Source organism: Agarivorans sp. QJM3NY_33 (assembly GCF_050870865.2).
In the GTDB taxonomy this organism is placed as follows: Bacteria; Pseudomonadota; Gammaproteobacteria; order Enterobacterales; family Celerinatantimonadaceae; genus Agarivorans.
In genome coordinates this window covers 364,472-389,313 of sequence record NZ_CP194039.2, presented here as the reverse complement: position 1 = coordinate 389,313, position 24,842 = coordinate 364,472, and the positions used below count along the sequence as shown (strand labels likewise).

The following is a 24,842-nucleotide window of genomic DNA, read 5'->3' as shown; positions in this document are numbered from 1 at the left end:
CACTTTACTCTCGCTCTTCAAAGGCCATTGAAACCGCCAGTGTTTGCGCCAAACAAAGCGATGCAGATTGAGAACGAAACGCATCAACTTTAGCTTCTTTCACCACAAAACAGACATCACTAAATGAGGCCAAAGGGCTGATCTGACTATCGGTAATCACAATTTGCTGTGCCCCCGCTTTAGATGCAACTTCACTCAGCATCACCGTTTCTTGAGCGTAAGGACTAAAACTAATCGCCACCACGGCGTCTTTTGGGCCAATCATACTCAATTGTTCTTTAAACATCCCCCCCAAGCCATCGATTAAAAATGCCCGTTTATTGAGATGCCGGAAAGCATAAGTCAAATAAGAAGCCACGTTAAACGAACGACGTAGACCAATCAGATAGATATTTTCCGCACGCTGTAAGATATCAACCGCCTGCTGCAGATTTTCTTCGGAAATTTGCGACACTAAGTGATTCATCGCCTGACAGTTTGCCCGGGCGAATTCTTCCAAAATCCCCTTCGGCGTTTCCGGTGGTAACGGGTCACTTTCCAGCTGTTTATATAAACGCGCCCGATCGGTATAACTGGTTGTCTCTTCAACTAAATTACGACGAAACAACTGTTTCATATCGTTAAAACCACTAAAACCAAAGGCATTGGCAAACCGAATCAGTGTAGATGGCGGCACTTCCGCTTGCTGCGCAATGACAGCCACCGTATCAAAGGCAACACTATTCGAATTATCAAGGATATACTTAGCAACTTGCTGGAGACGTTTACTCAGATCCGCGTAATTATGACGAATATGTTCCTGCAGTTCACTCAGCGAATCGGCAGCTTTCATTAGACTCTCCTGAACTAAAAATTGAAATACATTTTCCGTAAATATACCGTATACCAAAAGTAAATGAAATTTTTGTTTCGAAATGTGTTTGATATAAGAAATGGATTGAAACAACAAAGAGAGCGATGAGACTGAATAGAATAGCAGCTCAATTATCGATTATCGGAACGAATGTAGGATCATTGCCATCAAACTGATCCTACATCATCTCACTTAGATACCGACAGAACTTAGTGTCCCTTACGGTGACGTTTCATATCAAACATAACGGCACCAATGATCACCAAGCCTTTAACAATTTGCTGCCAATATGCGGAGATATTCAGCAAGTCGAGACCGTTTTGTAAAACCCCCATTATCATGGTTCCGATAATAGTTCCCTGAATAGTACCAATACCACCGGCATGAGAAACACCACCAACCGTCGCAGCCGCAATCGCGTCTAGCTCGTACATCACCCCTAAACCCGGTTGACCCGAGTTAATGCGAGCAGAGAGGATCAAAGCCGCAATCCCTGCCAGCGTGCCGGCATAGGTATACACCAAAATCTTGTACTTTGTGACATTAATACCCGATACATAAGCGGCAGTCTCGTTGCCACCAATCGCGTAAGCGTACTTACCAAATCGGGTATAGTTCAACAAAATGTAGGATAACACTGCAAGTGCAATGAAAATCAGGATCGGTACCGGGATCCCTAGAATATTCCCCTGGCCAATCCATTGGTAGGAACTTGTCAGGCTGCTAATCGGGCGGCCATCGGAATACAACAGCGCAGCGCCACGAGCAACGATCATCATCCCCAAAGTCGCAATAAAGGGCGGGAGCCTGGTATAGGCAATCAAGGCACCATTAATGTAACCACACACTGCGCCGACCGCTAATGCCGCTAGAATTGGAACAATAACCGGCAGTTCCGGCATATTAGGATACATCCGCATCCCCCAATCGATAGTTTGCGCCATACTGGCAGACACCACCGCAGCCACCGCCAAAACAGATCCCGAAGAAAGGTCGATGCCGCGGGTGATAATAATAATTGTCACACCCAAGGCCAACAGACCAACACTGGCCATCTGAGTCGCAACGTTCAATAAATTAGCAACCGAAAGAAACACCGGTGATAAAATCGACATCACGATACACATGGCGACAAAGACGACATAAATCGCGTACTTAGAAACAAAACGTTTCATATTGTTGTTCGACGCCTCAACACTGGGGCTCGCCTTAAGCAGTTTCGCAATCATCACTCTATTCCTTAAATAGTTTTTCTAGCTACTTAGCTTTCTTTTCACACTCTGAAAGCTAGCTCAGCGCCATCGTCATAATTTTTTGTTGGGAGGCATCAGATCCTGCGACGGCACCTTTAAGCTGACCTTCATGCATCACCAGAATATGATCACTCATCCCCATCACTTCTGGCAGTTCGGATGAGATCATCACCAGACTCTTCCCCATTCCCGTTAGTAAGCGCATTAATTTGTAAATTTCTGATTTCGCACCAACATCGATACCGCGAGTCGGTTCATCAAGAAACAAAATGTCCGGCTTGGTCAGCATCCAACGCGCCAGCAATACTTTTTGTTGATTTCCACCACTGAGGTTATCGATGGTTTCATGCATATCAGGGGTTTTAACCTTGAGCTTCTTACAGTGCTCGGCACTATCGGTACGCATTTTCCGAACATCTAAGACATTCACTACTTTGTTACGGTAGGCATCGAGGTGGGCAATCGAGGTATTGGCAAAGATATCCAGCATCAGGTACAAGCCCGATTGGCGTCGATCTTCGGTCAAAAATGCCATTTTATGGCGAATCGCATCTTGCGGTGTTTTAATATCCACCTCGTTGCCATTGATACGAATCAAGCCCGCATCTTTTTGACGCACCCCAAACAAGGTTTCAATTAGCTCGGTTCGTCCCGCGCCAACTAATCCTGCGATCCCGAGGATCTCTCCCTCACGAAGATCAAAGCTAACATTCTCAAATGAACCTTTAACCGTCAGATCACGCACTTCTAAGCGAGTTTTGCCCGGTTTAGCGGTTGGTGGTGGAAAAACATCCCCCAGATCTCGCCCCACCATCATTTGCACCAATTCGTCATTATTCGTGTCTTTGGCCTCGCGTTCACCGATAAAGCACCCGTCACGAAACACCGTGATATCATCGCAAATACGAAAAATCTCATCCATTTTGTGGCTAATATAAACCACCGCACAAGCTCGAGACTTCAGCATATCGATGATCTTAAATAGGTGAGCGACTTCTTTATCGGTCAGCGCCGAAGTCGGTTCATCCATAATGATAATCTCTGAGTTGTAGGAAATGGCCTTGGCAATCTCCACCATTTGTATGGTGGCCACCGTCAGATCGACCATCGGCGTTCTTGGATCTAAATGAAGATCGAGTTTTTCCAACAAGGCTTCTGTATCACGATACATTTTTGGATGGTCAATCAATTTTAACGGGCCTTTTAACGGCTCCCGTCCTAACCATATGTTTTCAGCAATACTACGGTGGAGGATCGGCGATAACTCCTGATGAATCATCGAAACCCCAGCTTCTAAGGCATCTTTAGCCCCAGAAAATTCAACCGCTTTTCCTCGATAAAAAATGTTGCCACTATCGCGTTGATAAATACCAAACATCACCTTCATCAGTGTGGATTTACCAGCGCCATTTTCTCCCATCAAGGCCATAACGCGACCTTCTCTTAAGGTTAACCGAACATTGTCTAATGCTTTGACACCCGGAAAACTCTTGGTGATACCACGCATTTCGAGTAAAACTTGACTCATATTGAATACTCCCCAAAGGGCTCCACCACAGCAACTATAGAAACATGGGATAGAGCCACAACATAAATGACTAGCGTGTGACCAAGCTAAACAAGCCGCTGCGCGCTTTAAACATTGGCTTGTCTAGATTGGTATCACGTGAGCGTTTGCGACGCACAATTTAGCTTTTATGTTTGGCTTCAAAGGCAGCCAAATTATCTTTGGTGACGAGTTCTGCTGGGATCCAAGTAATCTGCTCATGCGGTTTCCCTTTTACAGCATCAACCGCAGTATCAATCGCCGCACGGGCTTGACCCGAACCGTCTTGGAATACCGTGGCATTCAACGCACCACTTTTAACCGCCGTCAAACCATCGGGTGTTGCATCAACACCAACCACTAGTGTGTCATCAAGTTTACCGGCGGCTTGCAAGGCCTGAATGGCACCCAAAGCCATGTCATCATTGTTGGCTAAAATGATGTCGAGCTTATCGCCAGAATTCAGCCAGTTTTCCATGACCGACATCCCTTGGGTACGCTGCCATAAACCGGTTTGTTTACGTACCACCTTAAACTTAGGTTTATCGGCGAAATAATCTTCGACACCCTTGGTTCGCATAATCGCCGCTTCTTGAGTCAACATCCCCATTAAGATCCCAACATTGCCACCTTCTTTAGCTTTCGCGGCATAGGCTGCTTGAGTTTCACCAAACTTCAACTCTTCGGATCCCACATAAGACACTCCTTGCGGGAGGTAAGAAGGACGACGATTCAAATAAACCAGTTTAATACCCGCCTTCACGATGCTATCAGTCATCGGCTGCGTTGCTTCGGTGTTCACTGGCACTAAGACAATCGCATCCATTTTCTGAACAATAAAGTTTTCAACCTGACCCAATTGTTTGGCGGTGTCTTCCTTCGCATCAACAAACAACAGTTCAACTTTTCCATTTTGCTGCTTTGCATATTTGTCCATGGCATCTTTCATATACACCATGAAGGTATCGTCAAAATTAGGGATCGCCACACCGATCCGGGTGACATCACTTTTCGCCTCTTCTTGACCACAAGCCGTCAGCAGCAAAAAGCCTGCGACAACCAAAACACCTTTAAGCATAGAGAAGCTCATTGTCATGAGTTGTCTCACGGGACTAAGCCCCCGGGTGAGGTATTGTTTAAATGATGGCATGAATATCTCCTTTGTTATTGATCAACCATCAGGACTCAAAATGAAATTTTCATTTCACATTGAACGATAAAACGTCCTGTATTTCATACAAAAATTTCAATTCTTATGGCGTATAAGCTAGTAAAAGCCTTGCCGAAAGTCTTGAATAGTAATTATTTGCCCTTGGTATTGAACTATAAAATGATGTTGTAAATATAACCAGCCCCAATGTTTCTTAATTGTTAAAAGTGTTAAGCTGGTCTCATTGAAATTTATATTCCATTCTAAAAATAATGGCTAACTAATTGTTTTACATTCATTTAAAGTTGTAAATGGTAATTGCGAGGATTTATTATTGTTACCGATAAATCTTTGTGGAATTTTCATTCCACTTATTAAAGTCTCGTTTTAGGCGATAATTGCGAGTCAGAAATGAAATCATTTGCCCTTCGATTTTATGGTAATGAACGAAAAACAGATCACCGATCACACTTCAGATTAAATATTTCGATTTAATTTTGATTCGAAACGTATATTTCACGTAAGGTGTAAGATAAAGCGGATGCTAGCTAAGTATCCTAGGTGAGAAACCAACACGTTTTTAAGGAGTGACGAAACAATGAAGGCTCTTGATAAGAAGCTTGATCTGATTTGTATGGGGCGAGTGGCGGTTGACTTCTATGGTCAACAAATAGGCGCACGTTTGGAAGATATGGGCTCTTTTTCCAAATACTTAGGCGGATCTTCCGGGAATGTCGCCTATGGGACCGCCCGCCAAGGACTGAAGTCTTCAATGTTCGCACGGGTTGGTGATGAACACATGGGACGTTTCTTACGTGAAGAACTACAGCGTGTGGGCGTTGATACCAGTCACCTTATCACCGATAAAGAACGCCTCACAGCACTAGTTATTTTGGGTATTAAAGATGAAGACACCTTCCCGCTCATTTTCTATCGTGACAACTGCGCCGATATGGCGATTCGTGCAGATGATGTCGACGAAGGCTATATTGCCTCCGCCCGATGCTTAGCAATTACCGGGACTCACCTGTCTCACCCAAACACACGCGAAGCCGTAATAACCGCTCTCAAATATGCGCGTAAACACGGCGTAAAAACCGCACTGGATATTGATTATCGACCGGTGCTTTGGGGCCTTACATCACTGGGTGATGGAGAGACACGCTTTATCCAATCAACGGAAGTTACCCGCCAATTACAAGAGGTATTAGGTTTATTCGACCTGATTGTCGGGACAGAGGAAGAGATCCATATTGCCGGAGGGTCAACCGACACCCTTAACGCGTTAACAAGCGTCCGTGAAGTATCCAATGCAACGCTTGTTTGCAAACGCGGAACCTTGGGGTGCTCAATATTTACCGAAGCTATCCCCAACAATCTAGATGCAGGTATTAACGCCTTAGGCGTACAAGTGGATGTATTAAACGTACTTGGCGCTGGCGATGCCTTTATGTCCGGCTTATTACGCGGTTACCTAAATGATGAAAGCTGGCAACAAGCGGGCGCTTACGCCAATGCCTGCGGTGCCTTAGTGGTGTCACGCCACGGTTGCGCGCCAGCGATGCCTAGTAAAGAAGAGCTCGATGATTATCTGTCGCGTGCCGCAGTAGTGCCACGTCCAGATTTAGATCCACACTTAAACCATCTCCACCGCGTCACTACCCGCGATAGAAGCTGGGGAGAGTTATGCATATTGGCCTTTGATCACCGGATCCAGTTTGTCGAAATGGCGCGTGAAGCAGGTGCCGACCTCAGCCTTATTGCTCCCCTAAAGCAATTGATTTTTAAAGCTTGCCAAGAAGTTACCGCAGAAGCAGAGCTACAAGGAAAAGCAGGCATTCTATGTGATAGCCGCTTTGGTCAAAGGGTATTAAATGAAGTCACCGGAAGCGACTGGTGGATTGCCAGACCGGTAGAGCTTCCAGGTTCACGACCACTGGCGATGGAACACGGCAATATTGGTTCACAACTCATCGAATGGCCGCTGGAGCACATCGTAAAATGTTTAGTGTTCTTTCATCCAGAAGATGCCCACCCACTGCGCCTCGCACAGGAGAAGCAGATCCAAGAGGTGTACGCCGCCTGTTGTCAATCGGGCCATGAAATGCTGTTAGAAGTCATTCTACCCGCCGATATGGCTCGTAACGACTCGCTGTACCTGCGCGCCATGCAGCGCTTCTATAATTTGGGGGTGAAACCAGATTGGTGGAAACTTCCACCCATGCAAAGCGATAGCTGGCGACAAATTGAAACGCTCATCGCAGAACGCGATCCCCACTGTCACGGGGTGGTCCTACTTGGTCTAGATGCACCCGAAGAAGAATTACGAGCAGGCTTTAATCAAGCCGCACCCAGCAAACTAGTTAAAGGCTTTGCGGTGGGGCGCACCATTTTTGGCAAGCCTGCACAAGCTTGGCTGGCGGGGGAAATTGGCGCCCAACAACTGAACCAACAGATCAAACGCAATTACCATAGCCTAATACGCATGTGGCGTGAACGCGGCTAAGAGGAAATTCAGATGACAACAGCAAAAACCGTGCGTTTAACCATGGCTCAAGCCTTGGTGAAGTTTATGCAGGCACAGAAAGTTGAGATTGACGGTGAAATTCAAGCGATTTTCCACGGGGTATTTGCCATTTTTGGCCACGGTAATGTCGCCGGACTAGGCGAAGCCCTGTATCACGTCAACGACAGCTTACCAACTTATCGAGCCCATAATGAACAGGCGATGGCTCACAGTGCCATCGCTTTTGCTAAAGCGAATAATCGCCGACGCATGATGGCCGCAACCAGTTCGGTCGGTCCAGGGGCTCTGAATATGGTCACCGCAGCCGCTCTCGCCCATGTAAATCGGCTGCCGATTTTACTGTTACCGGGTGATACCTTTGCCACTCGCGAACCCGATCCGGTATTACAGCAAATCGAAAACTGGAGCGATGCCACCATCACGCCCAACGATTGCTTCAAACCGGTCAGTCGTTTTTTCGATCGCATCACCCGGCCAGAACAATTGCTCAACAGCTTACCGCAAGCGATGCGAGTACTCACCGATCCGGTCGAATGTGGACCAGTCACCTTGGCGCTACCACAAGATGTACAAACCATGGCCTTTGACTACCCCGAGCATTTCTTTGCCGAGAAAATTCATCATGTTCGCCGCATGGGAGCCGACGAATTTGAACTAGCCCAAGCAGTGGCGTTGCTACAACAGGCCAAGCAACCACTGGTGATCGCAGGAGGAGGGATTCACTACTCCGAAGCCACCGCCGAATTTAAAGCCTTTGTCGAAGCTTATCAGCTGCCAGTTGGTGAAACCCAGGCAGGTAAGGGTGCTTTACCTTGGGATCACGTCTGCAACCTGGGGTCGATTGGCGTCACTGGTTCCGAAGCCGTCAACCACCTGGCCAAAGAAGCCGACGTGGTGATTGCTGTTGGCACCCGTTTGCAAGACTTCACCTCTAGTTCGCGGGCCTTGTTCAAGGCCGATGCTCGCATCATATCCATTAATATCAACGGCTTCGACGCCAGCAAACATTACAGCCAAGCCTTGGTTGCAGATGCTAAACGGGTTCTACCGCTGCTACAAACGACATTAGACGGTTGGAGCAGCACTGCCGACTGGCGCGACCAAGCCGAACAGTACCGTCAGCAATGGAATCAAACCGTATCGATTGCCATGACCGATCGCCACAGCTCTCTGCCTACCGATGCAGAAGTGATTGGGGCGGTGAACCGCAGCGCTGACGAGCAAGATATCGTGGTATGTGCCGCCGGTGGCTTACCCGGTGAACTGCATAAGCTATGGCGTACCCGCTACGACAAAGGTTATCACCTCGAATATGGCTTCTCTTGTATGGGCTACGAAATTGCCGGGGGTCTTGGGGTTAAAATGGCAAAACCAGAATCGGAAATCTTTGTGATGGTCGGCGACGGCTCTTACCTAATGCTTAATTCTGAAATTGCCACTTCGGTGATGCTGGGGCAGAAGCTGATTATTGTGGTTCTTGATAATCGCGGTTATGGCTGTATCAACCGTTTACAACAAGCTTGTGGCGGCGCCGGGTTTAATAATCTACTGCAAGATTGTAATAGCGTCGAACAGGGTGCCCCAAAAACCGATTTTGCGGCGCATGCCCGTTCGTTAGGTGCACAGGCTGAGCAAGTGACCAACATTTCAGCGCTTGAACAAGCTTTACAGCGCGCGAAGGCTTCTCCCATTAGCTATGTGATTAGCTTGGACACCGATCCACTTAGCACCACGGAATCGGGCGGTTCCTGGTGGGAAGTGGCGATACCGGAAGTCTCGGTTCGCGAACCCGTTCGCGCCGCACGTCAACGCTATGAAGCAGCAAAACAACGTCAAATAATTTAATAGGAGGGCAGCAATAATGACCGTACAAATTGGAATTAACCCACTCACCTGGACCAATGATGATCTACCGTCTTTAGGTGCCGAAACCCCCTTAGAAACTTGCCTCTCAGAAGGTGTATTAGCTGGTTTCAGTGGATTTGAGTTGGGAAATAAATTCCCTCGTGAAGCCAGTGTATTAGGCCCCATTCTTGCTCAACACCAGCTTCAATTAGTCTCGGGGTGGTATTCGGGAGAGCTGCTAAGCCGTAGCGTGGAGCAAGAAATTGAGGCAGTTCAAGACCATCTCACCTTACTTCGCGAACTCGGAGCCAAGGTGATGGTATTTGCCGAGGTCACCCACTGTATCCACGGTAAACAGGACACCCCAGTCCACCTTCGTCCGCAATTCCCAGCCGAGCAATGGCAGGACTATGGTAAGAAGCTCACCGAATTTGCACGCTACACCCGAAGCCAGGGGGTTCAGGTTGCCTATCACCATCATATGGGAACGGTGATTGAATCAGCCGCAGATATCGACCAACTAATGCAACACACCGGGGATGAAGTCGGCTTATTGCTGGATACTGGTCATCTTGTGTTTGCTGGTGACGACCCGCTGAAAGTCGCTAAAAAATGGGCCCATCGGATCAATCATGTCCATACCAAAGACATTCGTCTGGATATCCTCGCTGATGTTAAAAACCGTAAAACCAGCTTTCTTGACGCGGTCCTAGATGGTGTTTTTACCGTTCCTGGAGACGGTGGTGTGGACTATCCGCCGATTCTGCAAGTCTTGGCTGCACATCAATATCAAGGCTGGCTGGTGGTCGAAGCAGAACAAGATCCTGCCATTGCGCATCCCCTCACCTACGCCAAGTTGGGTTACAAAAATCTCAATCAAATGGCCGCTGATGCTGGCTTATTCAATCACTAGGGCCAACTAAGGATTAATAATGGAAACCGTTCAGAATTTTATCCACGGTCAAATCCGTGAAACTCGCAGTCAGCGCTTGGCTGCTATCTACAATCCCGCGACTGGCGAGCAGACTAAACAAGTCGCCTTAAGCAGTGCGGAAGAAACTAGAGAAGCGATTGCCGCTGCCGAAAATGCCTTTCCTGCGTGGGCCAAAACTTCGCCTTTAAAACGCTCTCGAGTGATGTTCAAATTTAAAGGCTTACTGGAACAAAACATCGATCGCCTAGCTCGCGTGATCTCCAATGAACACGGTAAAATATACTCCGATGCCGTCGGCGAAGTCACTCGGGGTTTAGAGGTGGTTGAATTTGCTTGTGGTATTCCACATTTACAAAAAGGCGAACACTCTGCCAATGTCGGAACGGGTGTGGATAGTCATTCCTTAATGCAGCCGCTGGGAGTTTGCGTCGGGATTACACCATTCAACTTCCCCGCAATGGTGCCGATGTGGATGTTCCCGATCGCACTGGCAACCGGTAATAGCTTTGTACTAAAGCCTTCGGAAAAAGATCCCTCACTCAGCCTGATCATGGCAGAACTGCTCAAAGAGGCGGGACTCCCCGATGGCGTGTTTAATGTAGTCAACGGCGATAAACAAGCGGTCGATGTGCTATTAAGCGACCCTCGCGTGCAAGCGGTCAGCTTTGTTGGTTCCACCCCGATAGCCGAATATATTTACGCTACCGCATCTGCCCATGGTAAACGTTGTCAGGCCTTAGGCGGCGCCAAAAATCACTGTATCTTGATGCCCGATGCCGATTTGGAAATGGCAGCGAGTGCCATCATGGGAGCCGCTTTTGGCGCCGCAGGTGAGCGCTGCATGGCCCTGTCAGTGGCGGTTGTAGTTGGCGATGAAATTGGTGATGCCTTGCTTGAAAACCTGCAACATAAAATCGCCCAGATGCGAGTTGGACCGGGCATTGTCGATGGACCAGAAAACGACATGGGGCCGGTGATTTCCGAACCACATAAGCAGAAGATCTATCAATATATCAGCTCAGGGGAAAGCCAAGGGGCAAGCATTGTGGTAGACGGTCGAAACTTCAGCGTAGCTGGTCACGAGGCTGGTTATTTTGTGGGCCCAACTCTGATCGATCAGGTCACCCCGGAGATGACCCTCTATCAAGAAGAAATTTTTGGTCCGGTACTGGCAATTGTGCGTGTCAGCGATTACGACACTGCTCTGGCCCTAATCAATCGTCATGAGTACGGCAATGGCACCGCTATCTTTACCCGTGATGGTGAGACCGCCCGTCAGTTTAGTGAAGATGTTCAAGTCGGGATGATCGGCGTGAATGTGCCCATTCCAGTACCGATGGCCTTCCACAGTTTCGGGGGCTGGAAGCGCTCTATTTTTGGGCCGCTCAATGTCCACGGCAACGACGGAGTGCGCTTTTATACCCGTATGAAAACAGTTACCAGTCGTTGGCCAACTAGCGTCCGTTTAGAGCAACATAGCAGCACGTTTGTAATGCCAACCATGGATTAGTGAACCAAGCTGTCGTCCACGACTCATCAATACCCGGTTTACCGGGTATTTTTATCGGTAGCCGAAGAGAAATGCCCATCACTTTTAACTGATGGATAACGTAAAAGGAGGCCAAAACCAGACGACGCATACACTGCCGTTCAGCAGGTTTCATATCACGCCTGTGTCGGTTTATGCTCCCTACATCAAAGACAGTCTCAACTGATAATTCTTCAAAATCAACCAGCCTAATATCGATCGACCAGTCAAATCCTAGCCAGAGATGACAAACGGCGTTGTTGCCTAAATTAGAATGAACCTTTCGGGCTTTCCGCGATCTGATCGTTAAGCCGCTACATTTAGGTCGTGCCATAGACAAAGTAAAAAGCAACATCATTAACTGGAAGCAATACAACATGGCCTTAACCTAGTGAGGTTTAATTACTGTTGGCTGAATGAGTCAACACGCAACTGGTCGTCGAGATCGCGGCGACACCGATAGTAATACCGCCATCGGCACGGCATGCACTGATGATAGAAACTATGTTTAAGCTTCCGCTTGGCACCTTGGTAGGCCTTATCAACTCTATATTCCTACTGATGAATGTCGACCTTCAATCACCTGACTACAGCTGTATTCGTAAACCAACAAAAACGGTGAATGTGAGCTATCGCTGACGCAATAGAGGCCCAATTAACCTCCTCGTGATTGATTCAACGGACCTAAAAGTGTTTGCTGAAGGCGAATCGAGGGTTCGCAAGCATGGAAAGGAAAAGCGCCGAATATGGCGTAAAGTTCATCTTGCTGTCGATGCAGATACACATCAAGTGGTGAGCATGGTGGCTTCGCTCAATTCAGAGCATGATGGCAACGTTTATCGACACTCTCAAATCCGCTTCGTCGTAAAATAATCCAAGTCTCAGCAGATGGTGTCGATGCGACCAAGCACTGTTATACGCGATTGAAACGCAAAGGCGTTATTCCTGCCATCCCGCAAGCAAAAACGCCAGTTGCAGGGAAGAAAGCCCCCCCTTGTAGTCAAGAGCTTAAAGCGCTAAAGAATGAAATGCTGAAGAGTGGAAAAACCAATCGGGCTACTATGAGCGCTCATTATCCGAGACGGCGATGCACCGTTACACACGGCTGCTAAGTGGAAAACAGAGCTTGTGTCATTACAATACGCAAGTGGGAGAAATGATGGCAAGTGTAGGGGCGGTAAACAGAATGACGAGTCTAGATATGCCTGTTCGTCAGGTAACTGGCTAAATAGCGGAACAGCCTAGGATGGCTGCGCCTTAAGCTGGGAGTTGACCAACAACGCCACTGAAGTGGCCAATGAGAGTGAGGATTCAGCGTCATTTAGATGCATCTGATAGTGATAAATTATTTTAGGAAACAACGCAGTCAATTTAGATTCAATAGCGAAATTAGATCCAACAATTAAATACCAACCAGTAAGAAATTAAAAACCTATAAACCGAACTAAAAATAAAACAAACAGCAAATAAAAAATCATTCGAGCACTCACAAGAACTAGTAAAAACAATTAACTAGCAACTCACCTGTATCGATAAGTTTACATTATATATTTATATAAACTAAGTGCAGCATACAAGTGAAAGAATACTTCCACGCGAATAAATTAATGTAACGATTAAAAAAATCAATTACAAATAAATAAAAAATCAAACAAAAACAATGAATTACATTAAAATTAACTTGACTCAATAATTATAAATCAAGCCTGATTTAACTTGCTTGATGCCTATTATCCACTTCATTATAAAAACAAAATCGTCATTAATTATGTGTTTTCTATACAAATAAGTTAAGGCCGCTGATGAAAAGCAAAGATAGGCGTACTTAGAAACGAAGAGGGGGGTTGGCGAGTTAAAAAAAAATAGATATAGTTAAAATCATTAATATTTTGGTTTTTGTTAAGATACTTAGCTTCTACATTTATCAAGCTATAAAACGTTCATTACCAAATGATGAACCGATTCACCCAAATATATAAGCCAAAAATTATTATCATCGTTCATAGGGAATATTCGAAATATTAGGTGATTTGATTACAAGGCGAGATAAATACAATAAATTCATCCACAAAAAGATATAAAAAATTTAATTTATTTTGTAGCCGCCGACTAAAAGTATATTTACTTAAATAAATATGGACATTAATCAAAAATAAGGAGGGCCTATCAATCATGGATATTCTGGGCTCAATAAATAAGCGAACAGGAGTTCGACTACCTGAAGTAAACCTGACGTTAATTTACTCATTCGGCTAAGCAAAGTACACCAAACGAAGCTTATGACTAGGTCTATTTATCTTTGTAAATTGTTGCGTTGTTAAAGGCATAGTTAGGCCATCCAGTAAGCTCTGTAAAGCCTTCTAAAGTAACGATAAACACTAGCTAAAGTTCGACAAGAAGTTGCGTTACACCTTTCTTATAAAGAAAGGCTTGAGCAATACTGACTGAACTCTAGGCATACTCATCTGAGTGATGAAATCGCTCTTATCTCGAACAAAAATGGATCACGAAAGACCAATAGGCTTAAAGCCCACAGCTTTAATTAAATGGATTAAACCGCACGCATATTCGGTTTATTATTGATCATGGATATAGGCTATTTTTTTATGAAATTACAATCGATTCAATCAAAAATTGCACTCGTTGCTGGTTCCTGCTTATTAATCTCGGCAGGGATCTTAGTCGCACTGAGTGTCTATTCAGCATCTTCATCTCAGCAATTGGTATCAAAAAAAGTCTCAGCCTTAGTGGAAGATGCCGCCCTAAAGCAGCTCGGCGCAACGGCATCAAACTATGCGGAATCAGTCAGCCGCCGCTTAGAAGAAGGATTAAGCGCAGCTAGGGCTTTAGCGAACGCCGCCTCTGCCGCTAAATCCGATGATATGTCTCATCACACCACCACCATAGATCGCCCCGTATTTAACGACATATTATTGGAAGTCTTAAAAAGTAACCCCGACTTAAATGGTACTTATAGTTGCTGGGAGCCCAATGCATTTGATGGAAACGATCAGTTATTTAAAAATGGGAAAGACGGTAACAACGCTCAAACTGGACGCTTCACCCCTTATTGGACCCGTGATCATTCTGGCAAAACTGAGATTCAATCCTTGGTTGAATACGATTCGCTAGCCCAACATCCTAATGGCGTCGTCAAAGGCGCTTGGTATCAGGTGCCCAAAAATCAACGCCATGAAACGGTCACCGCACCATTACCTTACATCGTACAGGGCAAAAATATCTGGCTCGCGACGCTGTCGGTACCAATCAGCGCTAATGGCCAATTTCTTGGCGTAGTTGGCGCAGACTACGACTTGAGCTTTGTGCAACAGCTTAGCGAACAAGTCTCCAAACAGATTTATCAAGGAAATTCCAAGGTTTCGATTATTTCCGCACAGGGCTTATTTATTGCCAACAGTCGTCAGCCAAAGTACGTTGGTCAATCGATCTCCAATGTTTCAGGCCTGAATAGCCAACAAGTTATCTCAACCATCCAATCCGGTAAGTTAACCATTAATACAATCGAAGCGGATAATAGCTTACAAGTCTATGCGCCGATTACCTTAGGCCAAACTGGCGTTCAATGGGCTATCGTAATCACCATCGACAAAGACTTGGTGTTGGCCGAGGTTCATGCGCTATCCAAAACGCTTTCCGATAACAACCTCAGCGATATAAATTGGCAAGTCGGCGCGGGTTTAATCATTTCACTACTTGCCATCTTCGTCCTGATTGCTATGGCGAAAAAATTGACTCAACCGATCTTAAAAGCCGTTGAAATGGCTCAGTCGATTGCCAAAGGTAACTTTAAGCAGCGCTTAAATTTTAACAGTGCCGATGAAACTGGCCAGCTGTCGATGGCCCTCGATAACATGGCCGATAGTTTGCAACACCAGGTGGTAATCGCTGAGCGAATTGCCAAAGGTGACTTAGATCTCGAGGTCACACTCGCTTCTGAGCAAGACCAATTAGGTAAGGCTTTAGTGCAAATGGTCGGTGACCTGAACCAACTGGTAGGTCAGATCCGACAACGTTCTGAAGTCATTGGCGACAATGCCGGTAAAGTTTCAGATCTGAGTCATGATTTAGCCAGTGGCGCTACACAATCCGCCTCTGCGGTCACCGAAATTAGCGCCACAATCACCGAAATTGCTGCTCAAATCCGTCAAAGTTCAGGCAACGCGGACCGAGCCAATCAACTGTCAGTGCAATCGGTTAACTCAGCCAGCTCTGGCAACCAACTGATGACCGAGCTACAAGGTGCCATGAAAGACATCGAAAACTCAGGCAATGAGATCAACAACATCATCGACACCATCGAGTCAATTGCAGAACAAACCAATTTGCTGGCCTTAAATGCGGCCATTGAAGCTGCGCGAGCGGGCGAGCAGGGACGAGGATTTGCGGTGGTCGCAGACGAAGTGCGTAAGCTGGCCGCACGTAGTGCCGAAGCGGTACAACAAACCGCGATATTAATCGATACTTCAGCCAAACACACCCAGCGCGGGATTGAACTGTCTCATCAAACTGGCAGCGCCTTAGATGCAATTGTAAAAGATGCTGGCGAAGTGGCGGTATTGGTGAATGAAATTGCCCAAGCGGCCAACGAGCAGGCCTCAGGCGCCGAGCAAGTCAGTCTGGGGATTAATCAAATCGACGAGGTAACCCATCAAAATAGCAATAATTCGGAGAGTTGTGCCAATGCATCCAACGAACTCTCTAGCGAATCTCGAGAACTGAATAATCTAATTCAGCAATTTAAACTCAAGTCTTAATTTATGGTGTAAGAGAATAAAATGGCCAACCATCAGTATTGGCCATTTTATTTGCCAAACAAAGCTCCCACAAGCTAACGTCCTCCACGAAAGAGCTAGTTTTCACATCACCATCAGTGTAACAAGAGCTCAATTGTAAACTCATTTTGCCGCCACCTTCTTCCGGTAATGGCTTCGCTTTCCCCTTCTAGCCGCTCCTTTAGCTGCGGGTTTGACTAAGCCGACAAAGGCTTGCGCATTAATGCTGGCACTGTGCTTAACCAAATCACTTAACTGCGCTTGCATACCTTGCATAAAGCCCTGATAACTTTGACTACGTTGGCTAATACCATTGAGCTGCATTTCCCAATGAGCTGTCATATCCGGCCAGGTACATAACTCAGGCAAAGCCATAACCAGAGCCTTGCCACTGTCGCTGGCATGAATTTGTTTAGCCTGACGCTGTAAAAAACCGCGCTTAAATAACAGTTCAATAATTCCCGCCCGAGTCGCTTCAGTACCTAAACCATCGGTTTCTTTGAGCACTGCTTTTAAGGCCGGATCTTGCACATACCGCGCAATTCCGGTCATCGCCGCCAGTAGGCTAGCATCAGTGTAAGCCTTAGGCGGCTGCGTTTGTTTATCGAGCACCACACCCTCGATACAGTGCAGCGCTTGCCCCTGAGTTAAGGGCGGTAATAACAGCTCATCTTCAGTATTTTTTTTCTTGGGAAAGAGACTCTTCCAACCAAGCTCTAGCAGCTGATTGGCGCTGGCTTTAAACATCCCATCAGCAATCTGAATCAGCGCTTCGCTATGGGCATAACGATAGTGAGGGTAAAACTGAGCAATATATTGACGCGCAATCAATTGATATACCCGTCGCTCTGCCTCGCCAAGATTTTGCGCCAGATAGCGCTTTTCGGTGGGAATGATGGCGTGATGCGCATCCACCTTGGCGTCATTCCAGGCTTTGCTTTGACGACGAGGCACCGCATCGTCAACCGCATCGGCCAAGTCACTGCTATTATTTTTAATCGCCGCCAATACCTTGGGTGCGTCAGCATGATGTTGCCTGGGTAAATAGCGGCTATCGGAGCGAGGATAGGTAATCAGCGTATGCCGTTCATATAAGTTTTGACAGATATCGAGAACTTGTTTAGCGCTATAGCCGTAACGCTTCGCGGCGTCGATCTGTAAACTTGAAAGATTGTAAGGCAAGGGCGGCGCTTGTTGTTTATCTTGCTGCTTTAAACTTTGCAAGAAGGCAGTCTGAGCGCTGATCCGCTTCGCCACATGCTCGGCAAGGGGACGACTGAGCACACGTCCTTCTTCGTCTTGATAGGGTTTACAGGCTTCGCTGGGCTGCCAAAAGGCGCTGAATAACTCACCGCTTTCGGTGCGCAGCTTCGCCTCCACTTGATAAAAAGGACGACTCACAAAATTTGCAATGTCCTGATCACGCCTCACCACCAAACCTAAAATTGGAGTTTGCACTCGACCCACCGACAGCACCCCGCCGTAGCCCTGCTGTTGCCCTTTTAAGGTATAGGCACGAGTTAAGTTAATGCCATACAACCAATCGGCGCGTGAACGGGCTAAGGCCGAGGTCGAGAGCGCGGCAAATTCTTGATTGAATTTTAGTTGTTTCAAGGCACGACTCACCGCAGCAGGGTTTAAGTCGCTTAACAGTAAACGTTGGCAGGACTTCTTCAGAGCCACCTTCGCCTTACAGTGCTCAATGACTAAATCCACCAACAACTGACCTTCGCGATCGGGGTCACCAGCATGCACCAACTCACCAGCCTGTTTAATCAAGCCCTTAATCACTCGCAGTTGCGCCGCCGTTTTCGATTTCGCTTGCCAGTGCCACTGCTCGGGAAAGATTGGTAAATGCTCCAAACGCCATTGCTTAAAACGAGCATCGTAGTGCTCCGGTTCTGCCTGTTCCAACAAATGGCCAATACACCAAGTCACACAATCGCCGTTGGCGAGCTGAATATAACCATTTAGCTTTTGCTGAGGCTTGGGTAATACCGCAGCAATCGCGCGGGCGAGGCTGGGTTTTTCTGCAATATAGAGACGCAAGGGCTACAACACCTGTTTGTTTATACAGTTATTGTAGCCAATACCAGCCACTTAGCCAAACATTTGTTGACTCAGCCTCAGCGTCGCAGCCACGTTACGAGCAGATACATAGAGGTTGGATTCCGCCTCGGCAAGTGCTTGCGGCAAACTACAAGTACCCGGAACGATGGAAAATACCGCATTAATACCATGTTCATGCACCACTTCGTAGCCGGGCAGCATCGCGCCAGCCAAGGCGATCACCGGCACCTGGTACTGCATCGCAATTTGCGCCGCACCATAGGGGGTTTTACCCGCGATGGTTTGACTGTCGATCCGCCCCTCACCGGTAATCAATAAATCAGCACCTTCCATGGCACTGGCTAAGTCCACAGCTTCGGTCACGATTTGTACCCCTGGACGCAGCTGAGCTTGCATAAAGGCCAACAATCCCGCCCCCATACCGCCTGCAGCGCCACTACCAGCGGTGTGCATAATATCGATGCCAAACTCACTAAACACCACTGCCGCAAAACGACCTAAGGCGGCATCAAGCTGCTTGACAACCTCTGGCGTTGCACCTTTCTGCGGGCCAAAAATAGCACTGGCGCCATGTTCACCACAGAGTGGATTATCGACATCACAGGCCACCTCTATTTCAACCTTAGCCAAACGGGGATCGAAACCAGAAATGTCGATGCTGGCGAGATCAATCAGCTCACCACCACCACGCTTTAAGGGTTTGTTAAAACGGTCGCGAAAATTAGCGCCCAAAGCTTGTAGCATGCCCACCCCAGCGTCGTTTGTGGCACTACCACCCAAACCAATAATCAACTTGGTAGCACCAGCATCGAGGGCGGCGCTAATCAGCTCTCCAGTACCATAGCTGGAAGTCTTACGTGGGTCACGCAGCGCATGATCCACCAGATGCAGACCCGAGGCTGCAGCCATCTCAATCACCGCGGTCTGCTTATCACCCAATACGCCAAAGAAAGCCTCAACCGGATTGCCACGCGGACCCGACACCAAAACAGGCATGATTTGTCCGCCTGTGGCATCAACCATCGCCTGCACGGTGCCTTCGCCACCATCGGCAAGCGGCACTTTCAGATAGTCGGCATTAGGGAAAATCTCTTTAAAACCTTGCTCAATCATCTCTGCCGCTTCCATGGCACTCAGGCTTTCTTTAAACGAATCAGGCGCAATTACTATCTTCATCGGCTTTCCTTGTTCAGTTACAAATTAATGCTCAAACCCAGTCTCTAACCCTATTGTGGTAAACAAGTCTGAGTGTAGGCACGGATCTGTTCACTTAGCTGTCTCATTAACTTACCCGCTAATTGCCAATGATGCCAGTATAGCGGTACCCTAAGCTGAAAGTCGGGCAAAATGTTGACTAAACGCCCCGCCGCAAGGTGTTGCTCCATCTGCAAGCGCGGATTCAAACTATAGGCACCACCAGCCAGTGCTAGCTCGATAAACGCTTCCGACGAACGCACCGTATGGCAAGGATATTGTCCTGGATGCAAAGCAAAGTGCTCTAACAAAAACTGGATATGCATATCGTCATGTTGATCAAAAGACATGGCTGGAGCCTGACTAAGACTACGCTGATCAACCCCATCGGAAAAATAACGTTGAATAAAATCGGGAGTCGCCACACATAGATATTCCATATACCCTAAAAAGTGGCTTTCACTTCCAGCGATTGCTTGCGCCTTGCTGGTAATACAGGCGAGCGCTTCGCCACTACGCATCCTTTGCCAAGTGCGCGATTCATCTTCTACATATAAATTTAGCTCGATTTGGGTACGTTGCAACAAAGGTCTTAAGGCGGGAATTAACCAACTGGCCAGGCTATCGGCATTCACCGCTAAAGGCATAGCCTGAAAAACCTGCTCGTCCACCTTGAGCTGTTGGCTTAATTCGGTTTCAAGCTGTAATACTCGTTGATAGTGGCCTAATAGTTGTTGACCTAAAGCCGTGGGTTGTAAGGGTTGAGCACGGATCAACAACGGTTGCCCCAGCTGACTTTCCAATAACTTAATCCGCTGCGAAACCGCCGACTGAGTGAGGTGTAGACGCTGCGCAGCCCGCTCAAAACTCTGCTCCAGGACGACCGCATCCAAAGCTTTTAGCAGCTTGTAATCAAAATCAGTAGAAGCCATTTACTCTCATTAGATATTTTAATTATCCATTAAAATTATTAGCTATATTAAAGCAGATGCGCTGGTTATAGTCCTGTAATATTTTAATAACGCAAGGCAATACATGTTCAGCACTTACTTTACCGGACTCACCCTCATGGCCAGCCTGATCATGCCTATCGGCATGCAAAATGCCTTCGTATTAAATCAAGGGATCCGCCGACGCCATCATATCTTGGTGGCCACTATGTGCTCGTTTGCCGACATTTTTTTTATGAGCCTTGGGGTTTGGGGCGGAGCTCAACTCTTTAACGCTTACCCTTGGCTGCTTTATAGCATTAGCATTTTGGGCGCGGTATTCATGCTAGTCTACGGCTACCAGTGTTTACGCAGCGCCTACCAAGCCGAAGATAGCTTAAACCAGGGCGAAGCAAAACATGAGTTAAAAGCAATCATTCTCGCCTGCTGCGCCTTCACCTTTTTAAACCCCCACGTCTACATCGATACTATTGTGATCTTGGGTGGATTTGCCGCTAATATCAGCGCAGAACAACGCCCGATGTTTGTTGCTGGCGGGGTCAGTGCCTCTTTCGCTTGGTTCTTCAGCCTCGCCTTACTCGGGGCAAAGCTGGCACCAATACTTGCAAAACCGCGTGCCCAGCAGCTGATTAATTGCCTGATCGGCCTAATGATGTTTGGCTTGGCTTTCTACCTGCTTAAGTTTGTATTTGCGTAGACAGCATCATGAGAATAATCGTTTTGGTTTCGTGCTCTGAGCACTGAAAGCCGAAAAGTCACTCAAATTTGAGCAAAAACGTCCGACAACACCCATAAAAAACGGGCCCTTGGGCCCGCTAGTTCAAATAAATAAGCTGCGCTTAGTTTGCCGTAAAACTAAACTTCTGTCCGCCGATAGCCGCTTCATACATTAAGCCACCTTTTGCCAAGGTAAACACCGCATAGCCACTCACATAATTGGCCTTGGCTTGTTCACTACCTGCTGCTGCGCCAGTACCAGAAGTACCTGCTTGCGCCGATGCGCCAAGGGTTAGCGCGACGGCACTGGCTTGCGCGCCAAACTCAAAACTACCGCTGGTAAATTCGTCGTACGCCCGCTTGTCTTGCAAAAACACAATTTGGCTAAACGCTTGACCACCGAGTTGAAATCCAATGGTAACTTGGCCCATTTTTACGGTGCCTGTTGTTTGACCACCGCGATAGACTTTTCCTTCACCATAAGCACCACCAATGCCAATGCCTCCCTTGCCAATGGTTGGAAATACCGCATAGCCATAGGCATTGTTAAAAAATGAAGTTGTTCTATCGGATTTTTTAAAATCCTGAATAGTTGCTTGGTAATCATCCGCCATCGCTGGAAAACTCAGCGCGAATATACCGATACACATTACCCACCACTTCTTCATGTTGAAACACCTTTAAGCTAATGAACCAATCAGCAGCATACACCATGTTCTAGTATATCGACATCCTGTTTATTTTTATTCAACACACAGCTATTCAGCTGGGTTGATATAGTCGATAACAAGTTTGGTAAGCATATTTTTCGCCTGCATTTAACCAACAGCTTTGATGCGGCCAATCGGAACGGTTAGGCGAATCAGGAAGAAACTGAGTTTCCAAAGCTACCCCGCTATGTGCAACATAACTCTTGCCATCACGTGCCGGGTTACCGCTTAAAAAATTTCCTGTATATAACTGGATTGCTGGTTTATTAGTATAGACTTCCAAAGCCAAAGAGCCATCATCAGCAATTAAACGAGCCACAGCCCCTCCCTCTTTTAGCACCGAAGACTGCAATAAATAGCTATGGTCATAGCCGCCAACCAGCAGCTGATCTGGATCTTTATTCAAGTCGGCGGCAATCGACTTTGCTTGCCGAAAATCAAAACCACTACCAGCCACCTCTTTTAAGCCATCGACAGGAATACCTTCGGCATCCACTGGAAGATAGTAATCAGCGGCAATAAATAAATGATGTTGCAAAATATTACTTTGCTCAGCGTTAAGATTAAAATAGCTATGATCAGTAAGGTTTACAGGGCAGGCTTGGTCGACTTCAGCGCTGTAATCTAGTTGCAACTGATTTTCTTCGTCAAGGGTGTAGGTCACTTGTGCGGTCATGTTACCCGGGTAGCCTTGTTCTCCATCGGCCGAGAAAATACTAAAACGAGCCTTATTGTCAGCCAACTGCTCACCCTGCCAATCACGATGACTCAAATCGTTGGCCCCATGTAACTGATGCGGCCCTTGATTCGCCGTTAACGCATATGATTGCCCCTGATGATTGATTTTTGCCAGCTTAATTCGATTTGCATAGCGCCCCACAGTTGCGCCTAAATAAGCGCCTTGCTGCTGATAATTTTGTAGGCTGTCACAACCTAACACCACCTCCCTTAACTCACCGCTACTGAGCCTGATTTTTAAACTGGCAAGGGTTGCCCCCCATGTCAGTATGATAGCCACACTGCCTTGAGCATTCTTAAGGGTAAACGTTTTCCCCAAAGAATTCTGACTAGAAGACATATACAACTCCTCAATGATTTTTAAAATAAATGAATCGTGAACGCAGCCCGAAACTTACGATGCGCTATTTGTAGAAGCAAATAGAGCCGAGGCGCCTAATCATGACACGATAGTGGATTTGACCAACAAAGCTAGCATAGTTCTAAAAACATCAATCATTTAGCCATCATTTTGTGAGCCATATCGCCTTATCAAAGCACCTTAATAACTTTTTTGTCACCTAATGATGCCATAAATATTTATAGATAATGGAACAAACTACATAATTCTCTATTCTAATGAGCAATACCAATCTGATTAATTATATGTGCAGCTTATTGCGCAGAATAAATCTGCCGATAATCAGGCAAGAAGTGCAAAGTGCAGTAACCAGTGGATCTAATTACAATATACATCAATCAGTTAGCGGTGATTTAGGCGAGCAAGAATGACCAGATAATGAGTTAGATTGGTATAAGATGAGCATCGAGCTCGCATGCTTTCAGTTAACAGTTCAGGGATTTCGCCTCCGTATGCGAATACATTGTCGTAATTAGCAAAAAAGCCCCGTCATTGCTGACGGGGCTTTTATGAAGGTGGTCGGTGATGAGAGATTCGAACTCCCGACCCTCTGGTCCCAAACCAGATGCGCTACCAAGCTGCGCTAATCACCGATAATTTTGTGCTTGATATTTAACCAGAAACCAAAGCTCTGGTCCCACTCTTAATGAGCTTCGCGACGATGCGCTACCAAGCGCGCTTTTTCTATCATTTATTTTAGCTAATTTCAGAAAATTATCCCAAGGCTTAACTTTGCCTGTTTCGGTCGCAACGAAATTCGCTACACCTAAATAATGGGGTGAGTAATGGGGTTTGAACCCACGACAACCGGAATCACAATCCGGGGCTCTACCAACTGAGCTATACCCACCACTGAGTACCAGAGCATCTTCCTTCGAAATGGCGCACCCGACAGGAGTCGAACCTGTGACCTTCGCCTCCGGAGGGCGACGCTCTATCCAGCTGAGCTACGGGTGCTCAATGCTGGCGGAGGCGTATGTTAGGGTGTTCGCTGCCCTCTGTCCAGACATTTTATAAAAAAACTGCCAATCGAAGAATTTTTAGCCAATCCTTTAAAAAACCTGACGATGCGTACCAGAAACCACCGCAGAAATGCTCACTAAACGACAGAGAATAAGCTTTGATTTTATAGCTCGAGACATATGACCTGATGATCAAATAGGCTAAGATACGATCACTTTCTTTCACACCAACTGCTGTATGGGTAGGCATCAATTCGGAGCGAGTGATTAGCAAATGAAAACACTGTTGCAAAAAATACGTTCATTACTTTCCACCCTCACCAGTATCAATCCCAATCTGGATGAAGAACTTGCATTAATTGTTCAAGCCGTTGGAGGCTTAAACAACATCATCTCGACCATGGCTTGCACCACCCGCTTGCGCCTATGCATCAAAGATATGAGCTTAGTGGACTCAAGCAAATTAAAAATACAAGGCGCCATCGGCGTGGTAATCCTCGATCAAAATAACCTACAAATTATTTACGGTTTAAAAGCCAACGCTTATTCGCAGCAACTGGAGCAACAATTAGTTGCAGAATCAAGCTAAATCAGCTTAAAAAACAATAGCATATACCTGCGCAAATTGAACACCGATGATGAGTTCGCTTTTAAAACCTTTGAACGTCGCAT

Annotated in this window: 16 protein-coding genes, 3 tRNA genes and 1 pseudogene; 8 read left to right on the top strand and 12 right to left on the bottom strand. The window is 46.6% G+C overall.

Annotated features, from left to right (window positions below; genetic code table 11):
* Positions 1 to 4: 4 nt before the first annotated feature.
* The 4 genes from ACRRSY_RS01715 to ACRRSY_RS01700 form a co-directional block, all read right to left on the bottom strand.
* Positions 5 to 832 (bottom strand): MurR/RpiR family transcriptional regulator, encoded by an 828-nt coding sequence (locus tag ACRRSY_RS01715; protein ID WP_432454924.1) that lies wholly within the window; start codon positions 830 to 832, stop codon positions 5 to 7.
* A 230-nt stretch (positions 833 to 1,062) separates the two neighbouring features.
* A complete protein-coding gene (locus ACRRSY_RS01710) occupies positions 1,063 to 2,082 on the bottom strand; it encodes an ABC transporter permease (RefSeq protein WP_432460703.1) in 1,020 nt (339 codons plus the stop codon).
* 58 nt (positions 2,083 to 2,140) lie between these two features.
* Positions 2,141 to 3,634: a sugar ABC transporter ATP-binding protein gene (locus ACRRSY_RS01705; protein WP_432464254.1), complete on the bottom strand. Its 1,494-nt coding sequence runs from the start codon at positions 3,632 to 3,634 to the stop codon at positions 2,141 to 2,143.
* A 160-nt stretch (positions 3,635 to 3,794) separates the two neighbouring features.
* Complete coding sequence (locus ACRRSY_RS01700) at positions 3,795 to 4,802, bottom strand: sugar ABC transporter substrate-binding protein (RefSeq protein WP_432454927.1); 1,008 nt, start codon at positions 4,800 to 4,802, stop codon at positions 3,795 to 3,797.
* Positions 4,803 to 5,400: 598 nt separating this feature from the next.
* Between ACRRSY_RS01700 and ACRRSY_RS01695 the strand changes: the two genes are divergently transcribed.
* The 6 genes and pseudogenes from ACRRSY_RS01695 (at position 5,401) to ACRRSY_RS01670 (ending at position 16,411) form a co-directional block, all read left to right on the top strand.
* Positions 5,401 to 7,308: a bifunctional 5-dehydro-2-deoxygluconokinase/5-dehydro-2-deoxyphosphogluconate aldolase gene (locus ACRRSY_RS01695; protein WP_432460701.1), complete on the top strand. Its 1,908-nt coding sequence runs from the start codon at positions 5,401 to 5,403 to the stop codon at positions 7,306 to 7,308.
* A 12-nt stretch (positions 7,309 to 7,320) separates the two neighbouring features.
* Complete coding sequence (gene iolD / locus ACRRSY_RS01690; RefSeq protein ID WP_432464253.1) at positions 7,321 to 9,174, top strand: 3D-(3,5/4)-trihydroxycyclohexane-1,2-dione acylhydrolase (decyclizing); 1,854 nt, start codon at positions 7,321 to 7,323, stop codon at positions 9,172 to 9,174.
* Between the two features lie 16 nt (positions 9,175 to 9,190).
* Entirely contained in the window at positions 9,191 to 10,087 is an 897-nt protein-coding gene (gene iolE, locus ACRRSY_RS01685; RefSeq protein WP_432454930.1) for a myo-inosose-2 dehydratase, read from the top strand.
* Positions 10,088 to 10,106: 19 nt separating this feature from the next.
* A complete protein-coding gene (locus tag ACRRSY_RS01680) occupies positions 10,107 to 11,618 on the top strand; it encodes a CoA-acylating methylmalonate-semialdehyde dehydrogenase (RefSeq protein WP_432454931.1) in 1,512 nt (503 codons plus the stop codon).
* Positions 11,619 to 11,968: 350 nt separating this feature from the next.
* Positions 11,969 to 12,864: pseudogene (locus ACRRSY_RS01675) on the top strand (IS5 family transposase).
* A 1,378-nt stretch (positions 12,865 to 14,242) separates the two neighbouring features.
* Positions 14,243 to 16,411 (top strand): methyl-accepting chemotaxis protein, encoded by a 2,169-nt coding sequence (locus ACRRSY_RS01670; protein WP_432460698.1) that lies wholly within the window; start codon positions 14,243 to 14,245, stop codon positions 16,409 to 16,411.
* A 141-nt stretch (positions 16,412 to 16,552) separates the two neighbouring features.
* On the opposite strand, the gene ACRRSY_RS01665 is transcribed toward ACRRSY_RS01670, so the two are convergent.
* Genes ACRRSY_RS01665 through ACRRSY_RS01655 form a run of 3 tightly spaced genes read right to left on the bottom strand, consistent with a single transcriptional unit; the run spans position 16,553 to position 20,625 of the window.
* A complete protein-coding gene (locus ACRRSY_RS01665; protein ID WP_432464252.1) occupies positions 16,553 to 18,478 on the bottom strand; it encodes a DNA topoisomerase III in 1,926 nt (641 codons plus the stop codon).
* 51 nt (positions 18,479 to 18,529) lie between these two features.
* The gene (locus tag ACRRSY_RS01660; protein ID WP_432464251.1) at positions 18,530 to 19,675 is read right to left on the bottom strand and encodes a glycerate kinase; all 1,146 of its coding nucleotides are present in this window, start codon (positions 19,673 to 19,675) and stop codon (positions 18,530 to 18,532) included.
* A gap of 50 nt (positions 19,676 to 19,725) precedes the next feature.
* Complete coding sequence (locus ACRRSY_RS01655) at positions 19,726 to 20,625, bottom strand: LysR family transcriptional regulator ArgP (protein ID WP_432454936.1); 900 nt, start codon at positions 20,623 to 20,625, stop codon at positions 19,726 to 19,728.
* Between the two features lie 103 nt (positions 20,626 to 20,728).
* Here ACRRSY_RS01655 and ACRRSY_RS01650 point away from each other — a divergent pair, with 103 nt between their 5' ends.
* Positions 20,729 to 21,340 carry a LysE/ArgO family amino acid transporter gene (locus tag ACRRSY_RS01650; RefSeq protein WP_432460696.1) on the top strand — a complete coding sequence of 204 codons (612 nt, stop codon included), beginning with the start codon at positions 20,729 to 20,731 and terminating at the stop codon, positions 21,338 to 21,340.
* A 142-nt stretch (positions 21,341 to 21,482) separates the two neighbouring features.
* Here ACRRSY_RS01650 and ACRRSY_RS01645 read toward each other — a convergent pair whose 3' ends face one another.
* The 5 genes from ACRRSY_RS01645 to ACRRSY_RS01625 form a co-directional block, all read right to left on the bottom strand.
* The gene (locus tag ACRRSY_RS01645) at positions 21,483 to 22,028 is read right to left on the bottom strand and encodes a YSC84-related protein (protein WP_432460695.1); all 546 of its coding nucleotides are present in this window, start codon (positions 22,026 to 22,028) and stop codon (positions 21,483 to 21,485) included.
* Between the two features lie 94 nt (positions 22,029 to 22,122).
* Positions 22,123 to 23,148: a galactose-1-epimerase gene (galM, locus tag ACRRSY_RS01640; protein WP_432460694.1), complete on the bottom strand. Its 1,026-nt coding sequence runs from the start codon at positions 23,146 to 23,148 to the stop codon at positions 22,123 to 22,125.
* Between the two features lie 576 nt (positions 23,149 to 23,724).
* Positions 23,725 to 23,801, bottom strand: a tRNA-Pro gene (locus ACRRSY_RS01635).
* A gap of 181 nt (positions 23,802 to 23,982) precedes the next feature.
* Positions 23,983 to 24,058: transfer RNA gene (locus ACRRSY_RS01630), tRNA-His, on the bottom strand.
* 30 nt (positions 24,059 to 24,088) lie between these two features.
* Positions 24,089 to 24,165 (bottom strand) — tRNA-Arg (locus tag ACRRSY_RS01625).
* A 279-nt stretch (positions 24,166 to 24,444) separates the two neighbouring features.
* Here ACRRSY_RS01625 and ACRRSY_RS01620 point away from each other — a divergent pair.
* Positions 24,445 to 24,759, top strand: a complete 315-nt coding sequence (locus tag ACRRSY_RS01620) for a glucose PTS transporter subunit EIIB (protein ID WP_432464250.1) — start codon at positions 24,445 to 24,447, stop codon at positions 24,757 to 24,759.
* Positions 24,760 to 24,842 lie beyond the last annotated feature (83 nt).

What these genes read in the sequence shown, in the direction of transcription:
- ACRRSY_RS01715 (WP_432454924.1), bottom strand. Translation starts at nt 832, where the DNA reads ATGAAAGCTGCCGATTCGCTGAGTGAACTGCAGGAACATATTCGTCAT.
- ACRRSY_RS01710 (WP_432460703.1), bottom strand. Translation starts at nt 2,082, where the DNA reads ATGATTGCGAAACTGCTTAAGGCGAGCCCCAGTGTTGAGGCGTCGAAC.
- ACRRSY_RS01705 (WP_432464254.1), bottom strand. Translation starts at nt 3,634, where the DNA reads ATGAGTCAAGTTTTACTCGAAATGCGTGGTATCACCAAGAGTTTTCCG.
- ACRRSY_RS01700 (WP_432454927.1), bottom strand. Translation starts at nt 4,802, where the DNA reads ATGCCATCATTTAAACAATACCTCACCCGGGGGCTTAGTCCCGTGAGA.
- ACRRSY_RS01695 (WP_432460701.1), top strand. Translation starts at nt 5,401, where the DNA reads ATGAAGGCTCTTGATAAGAAGCTTGATCTGATTTGTATGGGGCGAGTG.
- iolD (WP_432464253.1), top strand. Translation starts at nt 7,321, where the DNA reads ATGACAACAGCAAAAACCGTGCGTTTAACCATGGCTCAAGCCTTGGTG.
- iolE (WP_432454930.1), top strand. Translation starts at nt 9,191, where the DNA reads ATGACCGTACAAATTGGAATTAACCCACTCACCTGGACCAATGATGAT.
- ACRRSY_RS01680 (WP_432454931.1), top strand. Translation starts at nt 10,107, where the DNA reads ATGGAAACCGTTCAGAATTTTATCCACGGTCAAATCCGTGAAACTCGC.
- ACRRSY_RS01670 (WP_432460698.1), top strand. Translation starts at nt 14,243, where the DNA reads ATGAAATTACAATCGATTCAATCAAAAATTGCACTCGTTGCTGGTTCC.
- ACRRSY_RS01660 (WP_432464251.1), bottom strand. Translation starts at nt 19,675, where the DNA reads ATGAAGATAGTAATTGCGCCTGATTCGTTTAAAGAAAGCCTGAGTGCC.
- ACRRSY_RS01655 (WP_432454936.1), bottom strand. Translation starts at nt 20,625, where the DNA reads ATGGCTTCTACTGATTTTGATTACAAGCTGCTAAAAGCTTTGGATGCG.
- ACRRSY_RS01650 (WP_432460696.1), top strand. Translation starts at nt 20,729, where the DNA reads ATGTTCAGCACTTACTTTACCGGACTCACCCTCATGGCCAGCCTGATC.
- ACRRSY_RS01645 (WP_432460695.1), bottom strand. Translation starts at nt 22,028, where the DNA reads ATGAAGAAGTGGTGGGTAATGTGTATCGGTATATTCGCGCTGAGTTTT.
- galM (WP_432460694.1), bottom strand. Translation starts at nt 23,148, where the DNA reads ATGTCTTCTAGTCAGAATTCTTTGGGGAAAACGTTTACCCTTAAGAAT.
- ACRRSY_RS01620 (WP_432464250.1), top strand. Translation starts at nt 24,445, where the DNA reads ATGAAAACACTGTTGCAAAAAATACGTTCATTACTTTCCACCCTCACC.